This window comes from Rhabdochlamydiaceae symbiont of Dictyostelium giganteum (genome assembly GCF_964291045.1).
Lineage (GTDB): Bacteria > Chlamydiota > Chlamydiia > Chlamydiales > Rhabdochlamydiaceae > PALSA-1444.
This window is the reverse complement of sequence record NZ_OZ197277.1, coordinates 1,262,742-1,277,774: the sequence shown is the minus strand read 5'-3', so window position 1 is coordinate 1,277,774 and position 15,033 is coordinate 1,262,742. Positions and strand designations below refer to the sequence as shown.

General features: G+C 40.2%; 12 protein-coding genes. 6 read left to right on the top strand and 6 right to left on the bottom strand.

All coding sequences use genetic code 11. The features are described 5' to 3' along the window. Window positions 1-256 precede the first annotated feature (256 nt). On the top strand, window positions 257-715 hold the full coding sequence (locus ACI7T6_RS04390; RefSeq protein ID WP_404666133.1) for a transposase: 459 nt from the start codon (window positions 257-259) through the stop codon (window positions 713-715). 213 nt (window positions 716-928) lie between these two features. Here the strand turns inward: ACI7T6_RS04390 and ACI7T6_RS04385 are convergent, their stop codons facing one another. After that, window positions 929-1,390 (bottom strand): NUDIX hydrolase, encoded by a 462-nt coding sequence (locus tag ACI7T6_RS04385; protein WP_404665174.1) that lies wholly within the window; start codon window positions 1,388-1,390, stop codon window positions 929-931. A gap of 48 nt (window positions 1,391-1,438) precedes the next feature. After that, on the bottom strand, window positions 1,439-4,381 hold the full coding sequence (locus ACI7T6_RS04380; RefSeq protein WP_404665173.1) for a hypothetical protein: 2,943 nt from the start codon (window positions 4,379-4,381) through the stop codon (window positions 1,439-1,441). A gap of 282 nt (window positions 4,382-4,663) precedes the next feature. Here ACI7T6_RS04380 and ACI7T6_RS04375 point away from each other — a divergent pair, with 282 nt between their 5' ends. Continuing rightward, a complete protein-coding gene (locus tag ACI7T6_RS04375) occupies window positions 4,664-5,620 on the top strand; it encodes a hypothetical protein (protein ID WP_404665172.1) in 957 nt (318 codons plus the stop codon). Window positions 5,621-5,802: 182 nt separating this feature from the next. Here the strand turns inward: ACI7T6_RS04375 and ACI7T6_RS04370 are convergent, their stop codons facing one another. Then, the gene (locus tag ACI7T6_RS04370; RefSeq protein WP_404665171.1) at window positions 5,803-6,954 is read right to left on the bottom strand and encodes a SpoIID/LytB domain-containing protein; all 1,152 of its coding nucleotides are present in this window, start codon (window positions 6,952-6,954) and stop codon (window positions 5,803-5,805) included. Next, window positions 6,945-7,976, bottom strand: a complete 1,032-nt coding sequence (ruvB, locus tag ACI7T6_RS04365) for a Holliday junction branch migration DNA helicase RuvB (RefSeq protein WP_404665170.1) — start codon at window positions 7,974-7,976, stop codon at window positions 6,945-6,947. Before ruvB ends, ACI7T6_RS04370 begins: the two co-directional genes overlap by 10 nt. A gap of 183 nt (window positions 7,977-8,159) precedes the next feature. Between ruvB and dcd the strand changes: the two genes are divergently transcribed. The 4 genes from dcd (at window position 8,160) to ACI7T6_RS04345 (ending at window position 11,749) form a co-directional block, all read left to right on the top strand. Continuing rightward, window positions 8,160-8,726 (top strand): dCTP deaminase, encoded by a 567-nt coding sequence (dcd, locus tag ACI7T6_RS04360; protein WP_404665169.1) that lies wholly within the window; start codon window positions 8,160-8,162, stop codon window positions 8,724-8,726. A gap of 112 nt (window positions 8,727-8,838) precedes the next feature. Further along, on the top strand, window positions 8,839-9,159 hold the full coding sequence (locus tag ACI7T6_RS04355) for a hypothetical protein (RefSeq protein WP_404665168.1): 321 nt from the start codon (window positions 8,839-8,841) through the stop codon (window positions 9,157-9,159). Between the two features lie 134 nt (window positions 9,160-9,293). Further along, a complete protein-coding gene (locus ACI7T6_RS04350) occupies window positions 9,294-10,532 on the top strand; it encodes a hemolysin family protein (RefSeq protein WP_404665167.1) in 1,239 nt (412 codons plus the stop codon). Further along, the gene (locus ACI7T6_RS04345; RefSeq protein ID WP_404665166.1) at window positions 10,529-11,749 is read left to right on the top strand and encodes a CNNM domain-containing protein; all 1,221 of its coding nucleotides are present in this window, start codon (window positions 10,529-10,531) and stop codon (window positions 11,747-11,749) included. The genes ACI7T6_RS04350 and ACI7T6_RS04345 overlap by 4 nt, the downstream gene beginning before the upstream one ends. Before the next feature lie 106 nt (window positions 11,750-11,855). On the opposite strand, the gene ACI7T6_RS04340 is transcribed toward ACI7T6_RS04345, so the two are convergent. Both ACI7T6_RS04340 and ACI7T6_RS04335 read right to left on the bottom strand, forming a co-directional pair. Continuing rightward, the gene (locus ACI7T6_RS04340; protein WP_404665165.1) at window positions 11,856-13,682 is read right to left on the bottom strand and encodes an alpha/beta hydrolase family protein; all 1,827 of its coding nucleotides are present in this window, start codon (window positions 13,680-13,682) and stop codon (window positions 11,856-11,858) included. A gap of 16 nt (window positions 13,683-13,698) precedes the next feature. After that, window positions 13,699-14,931, bottom strand: a complete 1,233-nt coding sequence (locus ACI7T6_RS04335) for a glycosyltransferase (RefSeq protein WP_404665164.1) — start codon at window positions 14,929-14,931, stop codon at window positions 13,699-13,701. Window positions 14,932-15,033 lie beyond the last annotated feature (102 nt).

The window sequence follows — 15,033 nt, the reverse complement described above, 5'->3', positions numbered from 1 at the left end:
AGCTGGAAAAAGCAATTTTTAGAAGAAGGTCCTAAGATTTTTGAAAAACGGTCAAAAAATTCTAAGGAAGTTTTCCTAGAAACAAAAGAAAAATTAGAGCTTACCAGGCAAATTGGCAGACTAAAAATGGAAGTGGAGTGGCTTAAAAAAAATTAAAGATTCTGACGTAAGTGAAAGAAGAAAGCTTATAGAGCCTTCAACTAAGTGGTGATCTTAGCGAAGGCAATGCGAGCTCCTTAGTGTAAACAGGTCAGGTATCACCTATATTCCTCTGTTAAAAGGGTTTAGGTATCTATTTGCGATTATTGATTGGTTTAGTAGATACGTGATTGCATGGGAGCTTTCAAATGTCCTTGATACGGAATTTTACCTAGAGGCTTTACAAAGAGGGTTAAAAAATAGATCTCCAGAGATTTTTAATACAGACCAAGATGTGCAATTTACAAGCCTCAAGTTTACAAATCATCTAGAGAAAAAGGGGATTAAAATCAGTATGGATGGGAAGGGAAGAGCTCTGGAGAATGTATTTGTAGAGAAGCTCTGGAGAAGCATTAAATATGAAGATATTTATCTCAAAGCATACGAAAGCCTAAAAGAGGTGAAGCTAGGACTGAAAGACTACTTTAATTTTTATAACGAAGATAGACCTCACCAAGGACTTAAATATCAGACACCATCAGCAGTCTACTTTGGGACAAGCAAAATAGAGCAATAACAACTTAGCTTAGAAAACTGCAATTTTTGGTCTTGACACCCCGTGCCACTTCAAGGTATATCATACCAGGTATTACAACTTCATGAGGGCTATCTTGTGCTTAAAAGATAGCCTTTGTATTTGGATGGAAGCGTCTTGATAAGATGTTTTATAAAAGAAAGATTAAAGAAGAGTTTATGATTAAACCTCTTTTTATAGAGGGATTAGAGTGCGCTAAATCTTATTTTCTAAGAGGTGCTTAAGCGTTTGTTTTGTCTCTTTAAAGATCTCTATATCATCTTGTAAAAGGTTAATGGCTTCTAAGCTCATCCACTTGGCTCCAAAAGAGAGTTCTCCTCCAATAGGTTTTGCAAGATAGATGAAATCGATATGTTGATGAGCGGGCGTTTCTTTGTAAGCCGGTATTTCTTCTAAAAGACACATGTAGGGTCTTACGATGCTTTTAGCATTCCACTCTTCAATCCAGATGTTTTCTTGAGGAATCAGTTCAATTTCAATACCGGTCTCTTCTAAAGCTTCTCTGTAGGCACATTCAGGAGGCGTTTCTCCCTCTTCCAGATGCCCTCCAGGAGGGAGCCATTTATGCAGTTTGGGATGAAAGATGAGAAGCACTTCTGCATGAGAAATGATATAGGCAGTTGCTGTAAAGTGCCTTGGGTAAGTAGCTGAGTTCATTGAGGCATTCCTATTCAATGGATAATAGGAATCCATCATAACACGGTTTTACACTTTCTGTAAGGGACTCGCTAAATAAGATCCCACACCTCTCCAAAGAAGCGCATTCCAGTGGTTGGGTTTGGCTTTTGCATCTAGCATATTGATGAGCGTATTGATATCGTTCATTAAAAAATGCGTTAATATCGTTTTAAATTGAGGGCCGAGCGTTTCACTCACTTTTTGAGACAGTGATCCCATATCTTGAGGTTTAAGGCGAGGAGGTGTAATTGACTGCGCCCAAACTTCAAGAGGAGTTGCAGCATTGACAACTGTTTGTAAAGAGATCTCTGTATTTTCTAAATAGTGATCTGCTTGTTCATGAAGAGTTGATTTAATCAGTTGTAACTGCTCTTTAAACTGGGTAAAAATGGTTTGAAACGCTTCTTCAGAATGCATATCAGGGGCTGTCAGGAGTTGATAGTTCTTGGTATTTCTGATGAAGATTTTAAGCTCTTTGAGGAAAGACCGAATGCCTAAGTTATCAGAGTAGAGGTGAGAAGAGAGACGGACTTCTAAAAAATTTAAAGAGGCTAAAATTTGATTGGCTTTGATATCAGGAGTCTCTTTCAGAACGCGGTATTGATCTTCTAAAAAATGCGCAATTTTTGTGTAGGAATCACTTTGGTTATAAAGAGATTGAATATTTTGAATCGCTTTATTGAGCTCATTGGTTTGATCTAAAAATTGCTCTCTTAACTCTTTTTCAAAGATGATGATTTGAAGAAGCTCTTTTTCACAAAATTTCATGTGAGCGACATGGTGAGAAATTTTTGTCCATTTCTTCACAAGCTCTTGAGACTTTTCAATGGTGCAGTGGGTGGCAAGCATCGTAAAGGAGCTGATCTCATGATATAAGATCTGAATTTCTCTTCTGATTTCACGGTTAATTTTTTCTGCAGGGTTAAGAGCCATTTGAATCGCTTCTTCAACAGCTTTTTCTACTGTGACCCGGAGTTCATCAACCCGTGCCATCTCCGCAAATTCCATCTCTTCTTTAGAAATGGTGACAGGAGGTCTTTTTAAAATGGTGAGGCCATTTTCTAGAGCAGACCACAGCAATTTAGAAAGGAAATCTTGCTGTATAATGTTTTCTAAAATCTTAATCACTTCTACAGACGCTGCAGGAGATATGTATTCCATGAGAGTTTGGTGAAGATTGGCTGGAAGAGAGGTTAAAGAGATCTTATGATGCAGTGTTTGATCAATTTTTTGCGGATCATTCATTGAATGCTCTAAAGCAATCGCTTTAAGAATATGGTCAATCACTTCTTTAATTTGATTATATCTTAAAGAAGAGAGAATCGGTTGTGAGGGAGCAAATTCTTCATCAAGATTTGATTTATCCCGGTTATTTAAACTGGCAAAATTTTGCCACAGTATTAAGTTAATTTGATGTCTAAAGGGAGAGTGAGAGGGATTTTGAGAAGAAGTTGCTGGGTGAGGGAGCATAGAGGGGAGGACGTGATTTTTGACAATCTGTTCAATCAGTTTTTTACAAAGGATATCCATGATCAATTCTACAGGGCGTATAACGGTGTAGATGAGAGATGTTGAAATGAGATTGAGGCAAGAGAGAAAGATATTGATCACGATATTTTGCACGGGATCAATAGGGCAATAGGTCGCTTCTTTAACTTTCTTCGTCCAGGGAAGATGCGGAATATAGCGAGAAGAGAGGTATTCTGAAAGCTCACTGAGAAGCTTTTGAGGTGATTTTCCATTGATGGCAATTTCAGAGAGGAAATTTTGTACACTATCTCTTGTTGTTTCTAGAAAAATCTCTTGAGACTGACAAATTTTCTTATCTAAGAAGTTTTGAACCGTGGAAAAGTGATTTTTCAAAGGACTTAAGACACAAGCATCGAGATATTCAAATTTTTGATCCGGAGAGGTTTTAAGAAGTGTAGATAAATCTTTGTTAAGCTGTTGAAAGACATGATTAATGTAGAATCTGAGAATAGGAAGTGTGATATGGAGATGAATCTGCAAATAAATACGGTAAAAAAGCGTAGGATATTTTTGATCATCTAGATTTTTTGTATGGTAAGTAGAGGTAAGAATTTCTTTAAAAGCCATCTCTTCTGTCATATTGGCATGACGGCTTTGCATTTCTTGAGCTGTTTGATAAATCTCAGGAAAGAGAGTCGATGCAGTATCGCCTGGGAATAAAAACTTAATGAGAAGAACTTGTGCGGTGAGGTTACTGAGGTTAAAAAGTTGATTTTCAATTGCAGAAAGAAGATCCACAGGAACAGGTTTACTTTCAATCTGTTGCTGCTGAAGCGTTCGCTTACGGAGTTGATGAAGATAGAGATTGGATTGTTTAGCTTGTTGTTTGAGCTCGAGGTTTTTATCAAAATCTTCAGGAGATATGCCTAAAAGAGCCTTAAATTGCAAAGATACTTTGTCTTTTAGCTCTCTTGTAACTGTTTGAACAACCCCTTCTTGTCTTCCTCTTAACGTTAAGACAATCGCCTTGGCTTCTTCTAAAGTCTTTAAGTCATCATAACATAGAGCGTTTGATTGAATTTTTTGTTTAAGAGAAGATAAATCCTCTTTTTGCTTTGGGGAGAGGAATTTTAAAAAGGGGTATACCAAAGAGGTGTTAAGCGAACATTCACCAAGAAACTTGAGAAGATGCGGATACGTTTCATCAGCTACCTGTTCATTTTGCTTGATGGTTTGAATTAAAGCATTTAAGTCATTTAACGCTTCTTCCACACCAGGGGACGGGGCTTCAAGTGTTTTATGAATTTGGTTTTGAATGGCTGATTTAGTGAGGTTTTTAATGACGGATTGCGCTAAGTTAAGACCAGGTAAAAGAGGTATGACTTCTTCTTCAATAGAAGAAGAGTTGTCTTGATTTTCAGAGGCATTTGAAGACAGAGAATCATTGATGTGATAGTAAGGAGAGAGGGAATAGATGAATTCTTTAATTAAATTTGTCATTTTTCCAGCTATTATAAACGAATAACTATTATTTATCATCCTAATAGAACATTTTATTAACTGTTAAAGCTTGAATCAAGTGATTTAAATAATAGAGAAGAGGGCTTTTTGAAGCTCTTTAAGAGAGGACAAAAATAGGTTCCATCTAAAGACTAAATGGGGGAAAAAAAGCTACCGGATAAGCTATTCATCAAAAAAGAAGAGGGTTATGACACGTTACTTTCAAGAATAGGAAGATAAAAATGTTGTGAATAAAACATTTTTTGCTATTTTAAGTTTTACATGAAAACATCAATGCTATCTCTTTTAGGGGCGTTTATTGCGCTCATACCGCCCTCTCTTTACGCAAGAGAACCATTTAGCTGCTACGTAGAGGCTGCCTATTTTGGACGGATTCAATCCCATAATACCCCATTTATCATCGATAATTCTTTATCTACAGGTGTTAAAACAGTACTGGGGGATTTTCATCACCATTTTAAGTTTGAGCCTGGATTTAAAACAGCTCTTCAATACCGATTAGATGAGACAGAAATTGAGCTCTCTTACTTATGGATCCATCCTGAGACCTCTTACTATTCTAGGAGTGATACCGGCTCTCTTTCTTTTGCTTATTTACCGCCTAATGTAATGAATACGGGGACAGATTTTGAAAATGCAAATGCAGCCTCTGCTGTGTATCATTCAGCTTTTTGGCAAGGAGAGCTGAGTCTAACCCGCTTTATAACCCCTCCAGGGAAAAACTATTTCTCCTGCGCCTATAGGGGAAGCGTTAAATACCTCTCACTTCAAGAAAATATGGTGCTAAGTTATACAGCAGATAAAGTCCCTAGTCCCTACACGGTGAAGAGCTACAACACTATTCCAGCTATTCAGTTAGGAGGAGTGATGCATGTGCATCCCATGAGGCATTTAACATGGAGCATTTTGGCTCAAGGAGGAGTGGGTGTTAATACGATTTCTCAAAAGATGCTTTGGCGAGATTTAAATGACACGGTGACTGTAGGACAAAATCAAGAGAAAAAATTTTCCTTTCCTTTTGTAGCTGATATGGCACTTTGTCTTTGTTATAACCTCTCTTCAAATATGGAGTTTATTACTAGTTATCAAGCAACCGGGATATATGGCATAGCGCTCTCTTCTCAGCAATTCATCCCTAATTGGGAAACAGGATTACCTAGCCGTAAAGGATATGTAATTTTTCACGGGGTGACATCTGGACTTGGACTCAAGTTCTAAAGAAATGCTGGAGAGGGCTTATGGCAAATAGGTGAGCCCTTAAGGGTGCTGCCTTCCGGCCCTAACCTGGTTCTGGCCTCTACTTTCTATAAGGTCCCCAGCAATAAAATAGTGTATCTGAAAAGAGGAATTTTCTCTAGGAGTAATCCTTCAGGTGAAGGTGAATACTAGGTAGATTCTCTTTATAAAGACTTTACCTTCTCAAGTCTTGTATCAGGGTAAAACGTGTGCAAGATTTGAGGCGCTTTTTCCCCTTTCTCTGCCAAAATTTTAGCTGTATACAGGCAAAGACCAACGCCAGGCCCTTCTCCATAACCGGTAAAGGTGCAGCTATCTTCCCGCACATCTAGAGCAAAATCGTTACTTTTAAGCTCAGGCCCGATCAGCTTTTGGAAGGTGATAAAATCAAAATCTTTTTCCTGATGGCCGTTAGACACTTTAATGCCATACACTTTAGAAGAGTCAGGAACGATATAAAGATCAATGGTTGAAATTTTAGCAAACCGTGTCGCTTCTTCTAGCTGCGCCTTAGAACAGGTGAGTGTCCACTTGGACTCTATTCTGTGATTTTTTGCAATAGGGCTAAAAATACCAGGAGGTGTTTGCAAAGATTTTCTAAAGATCGCTGCAAAATCAACTGTTTGCCCTGCGCTATCTTTTGTCCAACATGTTGCAAACGGCTTATCATCATAGGTAAGGATGGCGTGATAAGTTGCACTGACGGCTTTATCAATATACGGTTTTGCAAGCATCGAAGTGCCTTGATAGCCACACTCACTTGCCACAACATGCCAAGGGGATTCTGGGTATTCTTTAGCAAGAAAATAAGCAGAGGTTCTTGCCACAATGGCGACAGAATTTAACACTTCATCAGGAAGAGGCGCTGTAAATTCTGAAGAGAGCGTGGATTTAAGATAGCTTTCAATGTCTACTTCATTGACAACAGTAAACAGATTGTCATTTAAAGATACTTCAACGCATCCTCTATATTGAATGCCGTTCACAAGAACAGAGCTTTGTGAATCCCCTGGAACAAACCTTAAATGAAAAGTGCCTGGAAACTGCTCTCCCCAGTGAAGACCATATTCAGTGGACTTTAAAGGGAATTTACGGCTCACTACTCCCCATGTCATTTCCACGCCATTTAAGGGATTATAAATGTGGTGTCTTCCTTTCACTTCCAGAAGAACTTGAGGCACTTCCTTATGAAGCAACACTTTTAGAGTGGCAGGTTTTACTCTTTGGGAAAAATCTGTACTTTGAGGAGAGGAAATGAGGTTACACATCATTCCAAGTCCTCCAATGAGTAGTGTCATGAGATGTCTTAAAGACATTGTTGTTCTCCTTGATTAAATTTCGAGGGAAGAGTTCTTCCTAGATGTAAATAGGCAAGACGTGTTGCCTCACGGCCTCTTGGAGTCCGTTTAATAAATCCTTGCAAGACAAGATACGGTTCGTACACTTCAGCAAGGGTTTCAGACTCTTCTCCAACAGCTGCAGCCAAGGTTTGAATGCCAGTTGGCCCCCCTTCATGATGATCAATCAAGACAGAGAGGAACTTTTTATCCATTTCATCAAGACCTAAGTGATCAATAGAGAGAAGCTCAAGCGCTAAAACAGCGATTTCTTGATGAATGCGGTCTGATTTTTGAATTAAGGCAAAGTCTCTAACCCACCTAAGTAAATTATTTGCAATACGGGGAGTGCCTCTTGAACGGAGGGCAATTTCATATGCAGCATCCTCATCGATGGGTGTGCTGAGTCTTAAAGAAGACCGTAAAATGATTTTCTGTAAAGTTTCAGCGTCGTAGTAATCAAGCCTTGAAGAAAAAGCAAACCTTGACCGTAAAGGAGAAGAGAGGAGGCCTGCACGGGTGGTGGCTCCCACTAACGTAAACTTATTGAGCTTTACCTGAACAGATCTTGCAGCTGGACCTGTATCAATCAAAAGATCAAGACAAAAGTCTTCCATGGCAGGATAAAGATACTCTTCAATGGTTTTAGAAAGGCGGTGAATCTCATCGATAAAAAGGACATCGCCTTCTTTAAGCTTGGTTAAAAGCCCTGCAAGATCTGCCGCTTTTTCAATGACAGGCCCTGAAGTGATAACAAGCTGAGTGCCCATGGTTTTAGAAATCAGATGGGCAAGTGTGGTTTTACCCACCCCTGGCGGGCCGTAAAAGAGCACATGTCCAAGCGGCTCTTTTCTTGTTTTTGCAGCTTGCATCAAAATAGAGAGACGCTCTCTCACTTTTTCCTGGCCAAAGAAATCTGTTAGAGACTGAGGTCTTAGTGTTGTCTCAAGTTTTTCATCCGGTTTAGACCAAGAGGACTGGATAAAGCTTTGCTCGTTCATAGGCTTTGGATTAGATAAACTTTTAGGGAAAAAAAGATGCGCATGAACTCTTTTTCCTGATAGCTTAAGGTTAAATTCTTAACAAAACTCTAGCAAAAAACGAATTGCCTCGCTATATCTTTCGGATAACGCTTAGCGGATTGTACCCAAAATAAGCGGGTATTCAACATAAGGAAGATGAAGATGGGGATTAAATCAGATACATGGATTCGTCAAATGGCTCTTAAAAAAGGGATGATTGAGCCGTTTGTCGATGAACAAATTCGGTCTTGTGAAGGGCAAAAAGTAATTAGTTATGGACTCTCTAGCTACGGATATGATTTAAGAGTGGCAGGGGAGTTTAAAATATTTACAAATCTTAACAACTCTTTAATCGATCCTAAAAACTTTCAGGATAACGCTTTTGTGCATGTTGAGGGAAGCTACTGCATTGTTCCTCCGAACTCTTTTGCACTCGCTAGAAGTGTGGAGTATTTTAGAATACCTAGAGACGTAATGACCATTTGTTTAGGAAAATCCACCTATGCAAGGTGCGGCATCATTGTGAATGTCACTCCTTTTGAGCCAGAGTGGGAAGGGTTTGTGACGCTTGAAATCTCTAATACAACACCGCTTCCTGCAAAGATTTACGCCAATGAAGGGTTAGCGCAGGTGTTATTTTATCAAGCGCAAGATGTGTGTGAGGTTTCTTATGCAGATAGAGGAGGTAAATATATGAAACAAACGCGCATTACTTTGCCAATCGCTTAATTTATTGACGGCTTGGAATTTGCACATTGAATCTTATTGATTATTAGCCTTATTATTTTATTCGAAAAAAAGCCTTCAGTAAAAAAATATTTCCAATACAATAGATTCTAGGATGAAAAGAGCTGCCCTCTCACCACCTGCTCCCTCTCTTAAGAAAACAGGCCGTTTTCGGTGGGTTTTTTATTTGGGGATGTGTCTGGCTGCAGCTGTTGGAATTTTCATGATTCAGGAGAAAGAAAATAATTATCAGCTCCTTCTTGTGAAGCTAAACTCTTTAGAGGAAGAGAAACGAGAGGCGATCTCTTCGCAAGAAGAGCTCCTTCTTCAAATTCAAAGCCAGTCTGATCCTGAGTGGGTGGAAATGGTGCTTAAGCGGCAGCTGGGGATGGTGCGGCATGGGCAAACAAAGATCTATTTTCACAATAATTCTTAAGGTGTGATAACTTCTGATAAGATGAACGGTAATTTTGATCAAGATCACTTTAGTAAAGACCTTTGCCCCTCTTTTCTTTATGGAGGCATTCCCCAGAGACTCTTACAGAGTAAACAAATATTCACTCCTATATTATGACCCTATTTATTGTATCTCTTCTCTTGCTGCTGTTTTTATCAGCTTTTTTTTCCGCATCAGAAACCTCTCTTTTTTCCCTTTCAAGTTTAAAGATTAAAGCGTATAAAACAGATCCTCATCCAAGAAGAAGACTTGTATCTGATCTTCTTGCCTCTCCAAGTGACCTTCTTGTCACCATTATTATGCTTAATATTGCCACAAATATTTTGATTCAAAATGTGTGCGCCTCCATTTTTGCAGAAACATCGAGTTGGATGGTGAATGTCGGTATTCCTTTAGTGCTAACGCTAATTATTGGAGATATTTTACCCAAATCGATTGGTCTCGTGAGCGGTGTGAAAATTGCAGAACGGGTGGCTCCTATCATTTTTATATTCCAAAAGCTTCTTAAGCCGCTTCGGCAAATCGTTGTGTGGATCACAAACGGCGTTTCACGGTTTGTGTTTTTCTTCCTGCATCAAGAAAAAGAAATCTCGATTGATGAGCTGAGACACGCTCTTAGGCAATCTAGGGAGTATGGAGTCCTTCAAGCAGAAGAGGGAGAGCTGATCAGGGGGTACTTAACCCTTCAAGAATCCACCGTTAAAGAGCAGATGCGTCCTAGGGAAGAGGTGCTGCATTTTGAGCTAGAAGAGCCGCTCTCTCGGTTAGTCCATTTTTTTGTAGACCTTGAGTGCTCCCGCATTCCGGTATGCCGTAAGGGGCTTGATCAAATCATTGGAATCATGACAAGTAAACAGTTTTTTCTTCATCAAGAGTCCATCCATAAAGCAGAAGATCTTTTAACGGTGATTGAAAAACCGTTCTTTGTCCCTGAGACGATCCCGGCACGTCTTCTCCTTAGACAGTTTTATTCAAGACAAGAGTCCTTTGCGATTGTGGTTGATGAATACAGGTCCGTCAGCGGCATCATTGCATTAGAAGATCTTGTTGAAACGGTGATTGGAGAGATTGCTGACAGGAGGGATGAGAAAAACCTTTACACGGTTTCTGGAAAAGATGTCATCATTGCAAGCGGAAAAATGGAACTTAACGACTTAGAAGAGCTCTTTGATCAACCGTTTCCCTCTGAAAATCACATGGTGACAGTTGGGGGGTATTTAACAGGAAAGATGGGAGATATTCCTAAAAGCGGCAGTAAAATGGTGTTAGAAAACTGTTTATTTCATGTGCTAGCTGCTGACCCTACAAGGGTGCGGCGCATTTATATTCGAAGGATGCATACAAAACGATGAACCTCTCCTCACAAGCGCTTCTTTTTTTAATTATTCTCTGTTTAGTGACGCAAGGGTTCTTTGCGATGGTCGAAATGGCGTGTGTTTCTTTTAATAAAGTGCGTCTTCAATACTATGTCAGCAAAGGGATCAAACGAGCGATTTGGTTAAATGATCTTTTGCAGCATCCGGGCAGGCTATTTGGAAGCGCTCTCATTTGCATTAATGCAAGCCTTCTAATTGGTTCAGAAGCGTCAAGAAGGCTTTACGAGTCCCTAAATCTTGATCCTGACTTTGCACCGCTAACACAAGTGATTATTGTGATCATCTTTGCAGAAATTGCCCCGCTTTTTGCTGGAAGACGGTATGCAGAGCATGCCGCAATGATTGGGGTTCCAGTTCTTTATGCCATCTCTTTTATCTTAAAACCGCTCATTGATTTTTTTGATCTTTTTTGTCAAATGGTACACTCACTTATTGGATCTTCAGAAAAGGGAGGGCTCTCTTTAAGCCGCGAAGAGCTGCAAAAGATTTTAGAGGAAAAAGATGAAGAAGATTTTAACACAACATCTGTGAAAATCTTTGCCCTTAGGACGATGACAGCTAAAGAGCTCATGAAGCCTTTACAAGAGATTGTGATGATCTCTTCCACAGCTACTCTTTTAGAGCTAAGAGTTTTGTTAGAGAAAAACTACTCTCCTTTTGTGCCTCTTTTTCAAAAGAGCCCCTCTAATATCATGGCCATTATTTACCCAAGAGATCTTCTTAGGCTGACAGATCAGAAAAAAGTGCGTGATTACGCTAAAGCTCCTTGGTTCATTACCACTAAAGATCCGATACTCTCCATCTTAAAACAGTTTCGGCATAACAACCAAAGTGTGGCTGTTGTTCTAGATGAAAAGGGGGGAGCAGCTGGTATTTTAACTCTTGATGAAATCATTGATGAAATTTTTGGATTAGATGACAACTGGATGTCATTTGAAGAGATTGTCCCAAGAGCGCGCCATGTTGTTGTGGATAGATCGTTTCCCAGTCATCAATCAATTGAAGAGTTTAATCAAACCTATCATGTCCACCTTGATGGGCACGGTAAAAAAACGTTAGAAGAGCTCATGATCCACACGCTTGGACATATCCCAACTCTTGGAGAAACTGTTAGAATCGATCAGTTTGAACTCATCGTTGAAGAGGTGACTCTCTTAGGCATTAAAACAATTGGAGTGAGCACTCTCTATTAGGCCCTTTTTGCTTTGAGCAAAAATAGCTACCATCATAACCATTTCAAAACCCTCTATTGTGTAGGGGGATGAATATTCAAAGAATCTGAGAGAACAAAAGATGATTTTACGGCTTTAGCCCCCACACGGTTAAATAAAAGTTTAGCTCTTGGGCTAAGGAGTCTTGGATATTTTTTGCCTGCCGAAAGCCGTGTTGTTCGTGAGGGTAGAGAATGAGCTTAGTTTTAATCCCTTGGTGCTTTAAAGCCTCATGCATGAGCCTAGCTTGATTAGGAGGGACAACCGTATCTTCTTCTCCTTGAAAAAAGATGATAGGGCACTTAATCCCTTGAATCTGATGGAGAGGGGATCTCTCTTCATAGAGCTTTTGATGAGAGAGGTAAGGAGCTAGGAGAAAATCGAGATAGTGCGCTTCAAATTTATGTGTCTCTTTGGCAAGAAGTTTTAAATCAGACACACCGTAGTAGCTAGCCCCTGCTGTAAAAATAGGAGATGAGGTGAGGGCAGCAAGTGTGGTGTATCCTCCAGCGCTAGACCCTCTTATAGCAATGTACTTAGGATCTACAAGCTGATGCTTAATGAGAAATTGGGCTGCAGCCTCACAATCTTGGGTGTCCATAACACCCCACTCCCCTTGAAGAGAGTTTCTATACGCTCTTCCATAGCCAGAGCTTCCCCCGTAGTTGACATCAATGACTGCAAACCCTCTTGAGGTCCAAAATTGAATTTTTAGATCAAAGAGAGGAAATGCTTGGGATGTCGGGCCTCCATGAGAGATCACTAGTAAAGGGGGAGCTGTATCTAAAGGGGCGCGCCATAGCGCATTTTGCGGAGGGTAATAGATTCCGTGACAAGCTCTTCCTTGATGAGAGGGGAAAGAGATCATTTGAGGAAGAGAGATCATCTCTTGATCTAAAAAAACCTCTTGTTCTTTTGTGATGGTTTCCATTTTTTGTGTTAAAAGATCATAACGAATGAGGCTCTTTCCTTCTGTAGCAGAAGCTGCGATAAAAACTAAGGTGGACCCTTCCGATCTTAGCTGTGTATAAAATGTCCAAGGAAGAGTAAGTGTTTCTTGTGTTGTGACATTCAAGAGGGTAAATAGGCCCTCTTTTTGAGAAGCTGCAATGAGTTGATTTTGACAAAATGTATAGGTGGAAAGTCCCAGCTGCCAAAGCGGGAGCCCAAACTCTCTTGCCTCTTGGTGAAGGGGTATCCACTTTTCATGGATGTATTGATAAATGTTCCACCATCCGCTCTCATCACTGATACAGTGAAGTACTCCATCACTTGAAAAGAGAGGCTGTTGGATAGAGATATTTTCTCCTCCAGCTATTAACTTAGAAGAGACAATACGCCCCTCTTTAAGACTCCCTAGCCATAGCTGTGAAGACTCCCAAGGCATATGGGGGTGATCCCAGGTGAGGTAAGCAATCTGGTTTCCACAAGGAGAGGGGGTAGGTGAGGCGTAAAAATCGTGACCAGATGCTACTTGATAAAAGGCGCCTGAAGGGAGGTGAAGAGAGAAAAGAAAATTATTTCCCTCTTTTTCTCCTACACCTATTAAGTAATCTTCATGAATCACAAAATCCGCACACCGCATACCGGGCTCTGTGAGGGGATTTCCCTCGGCATAGATTCTTTGATCCGTGTCATTCACAAAATAAACTTTTTTATTTGCTACAGCAAAACACTTTCCCCCGTATTCATGCACGCGGGTCCGGCAGCTCATGGAGCCTCCCGTGTGGTCTATGACCGTGCCGTCAGGGGCTTTTTCCATGAGGGCCACACGCCCTTTTTCTTGAGGTCTTCCTTCATCCCAATAGATAGAGCCATCTTGGATGAGAATAGTCCCTAGCCGTTTTTGCCCCTCTGTCAGGTGGGTTTCATGAAGGGGAGAGGTCCATAGACCGTAAGGAGCGAGTTGTTTCATCAAAAGACCTCATTTTTTATCCTTCATTGTAAGGGGAGTCACTTTTTAAAAGACACATCGATTCAATGAGCGGAATGATCTCTTCTTGAAATCGGTTAGGAGGCACCAAATGGTACGCTTTTTGAATCTCATGGCGAACTTCAGAATCAAAGAGAAATTTTCTTAAAAGAGGCTCAAGTTCATCTAGATGATGAATCACATCCCCTACTTTATACTCTTTAACAAGATCAATGTTGGCTTTTTCCCATCTTAAAATGGACCCCGTTGCATCAATGAGAAGGGGACGCTCTAGGGTCATCGCTTCTGTAATGGTTCCAGGTCCAGATTTGGTGATAATGAGATCAGAAATGGCCATTAAATCGGCAATCTCTGAGGTAAAACCCATCACCGTGCGCCTGTTTGTAGGGTGAAGAGTCAGTTTTTCTAAAGAGTGGATGAGCGCTTCATTTTTTCCTGCACACACAATGAGATGAGCTCCAAGCGGCATTTTGCTGATTTCTTCTGTGTAGCTTAACGTTTGTTTTCCTCCTACTCCGCCGCAGGTTAAAAGAATGACAGGCTGATGAGGATCAATGCCGAGGTTTTCTTTAATACGCTTTTGATCTTTAGGAGTAAAAAAATCTTCCCGTATGGGAAGTCCTGTTGTTTGGATCAGATGATTTGCAATATGGCGATCTTTCAGCATTTTCCGAGGTTTTCTATCGCTTGAAGACACCGTCACTTTGAAATGCGGGTGATCCACTTGCTGAAGGCCATGCACCCATGTTTGTAAATCGTTATCGACTGTAACAACAAGGTAGGGGACTCTCATTTCATGCGCTGCGTCACTAGCAGATAAGTTGATAAAGGGAATAAGAGAGATGATCAGATCTGGCTGAGTTTGTGATATATGCCGTTTAATTAAAGAGGTAATGGCCGATCTTCTTGAGCGAAAGAGCTTAGGGGCGATATGTTTTGTAATGAAATTGACCGGTTTAATCCACCCTGTTTGGAGCATAAAATTATAAAATTGCTCCCCTGATTTGACGCCAAAGATGTTCATTTCATCGATGGGGTAGATCACGTTGATATGGTATTTTTCTCCCATTAAGTGATCAAGTGTTTGAAGAGCTGCCTGGTGGCCATATCCGCCATAACTGCATAACACAAGAACGGTTTTCTTCTCCTCGGAAAAGAGCTTCACTTCACAAGCAAAAAGAGCTAAAAAAAGAACAAAAAATGTGATTTTTTTTTGAAACAATAGATACATCGGTAATAAGGTCCTGTCGCTATGATCAGTTTTCTTAACTATAGAGAAAAGCAAGAGAGTCATTAGCACCTTCATAGTGTATAAAATTGAGGGTTATTTATC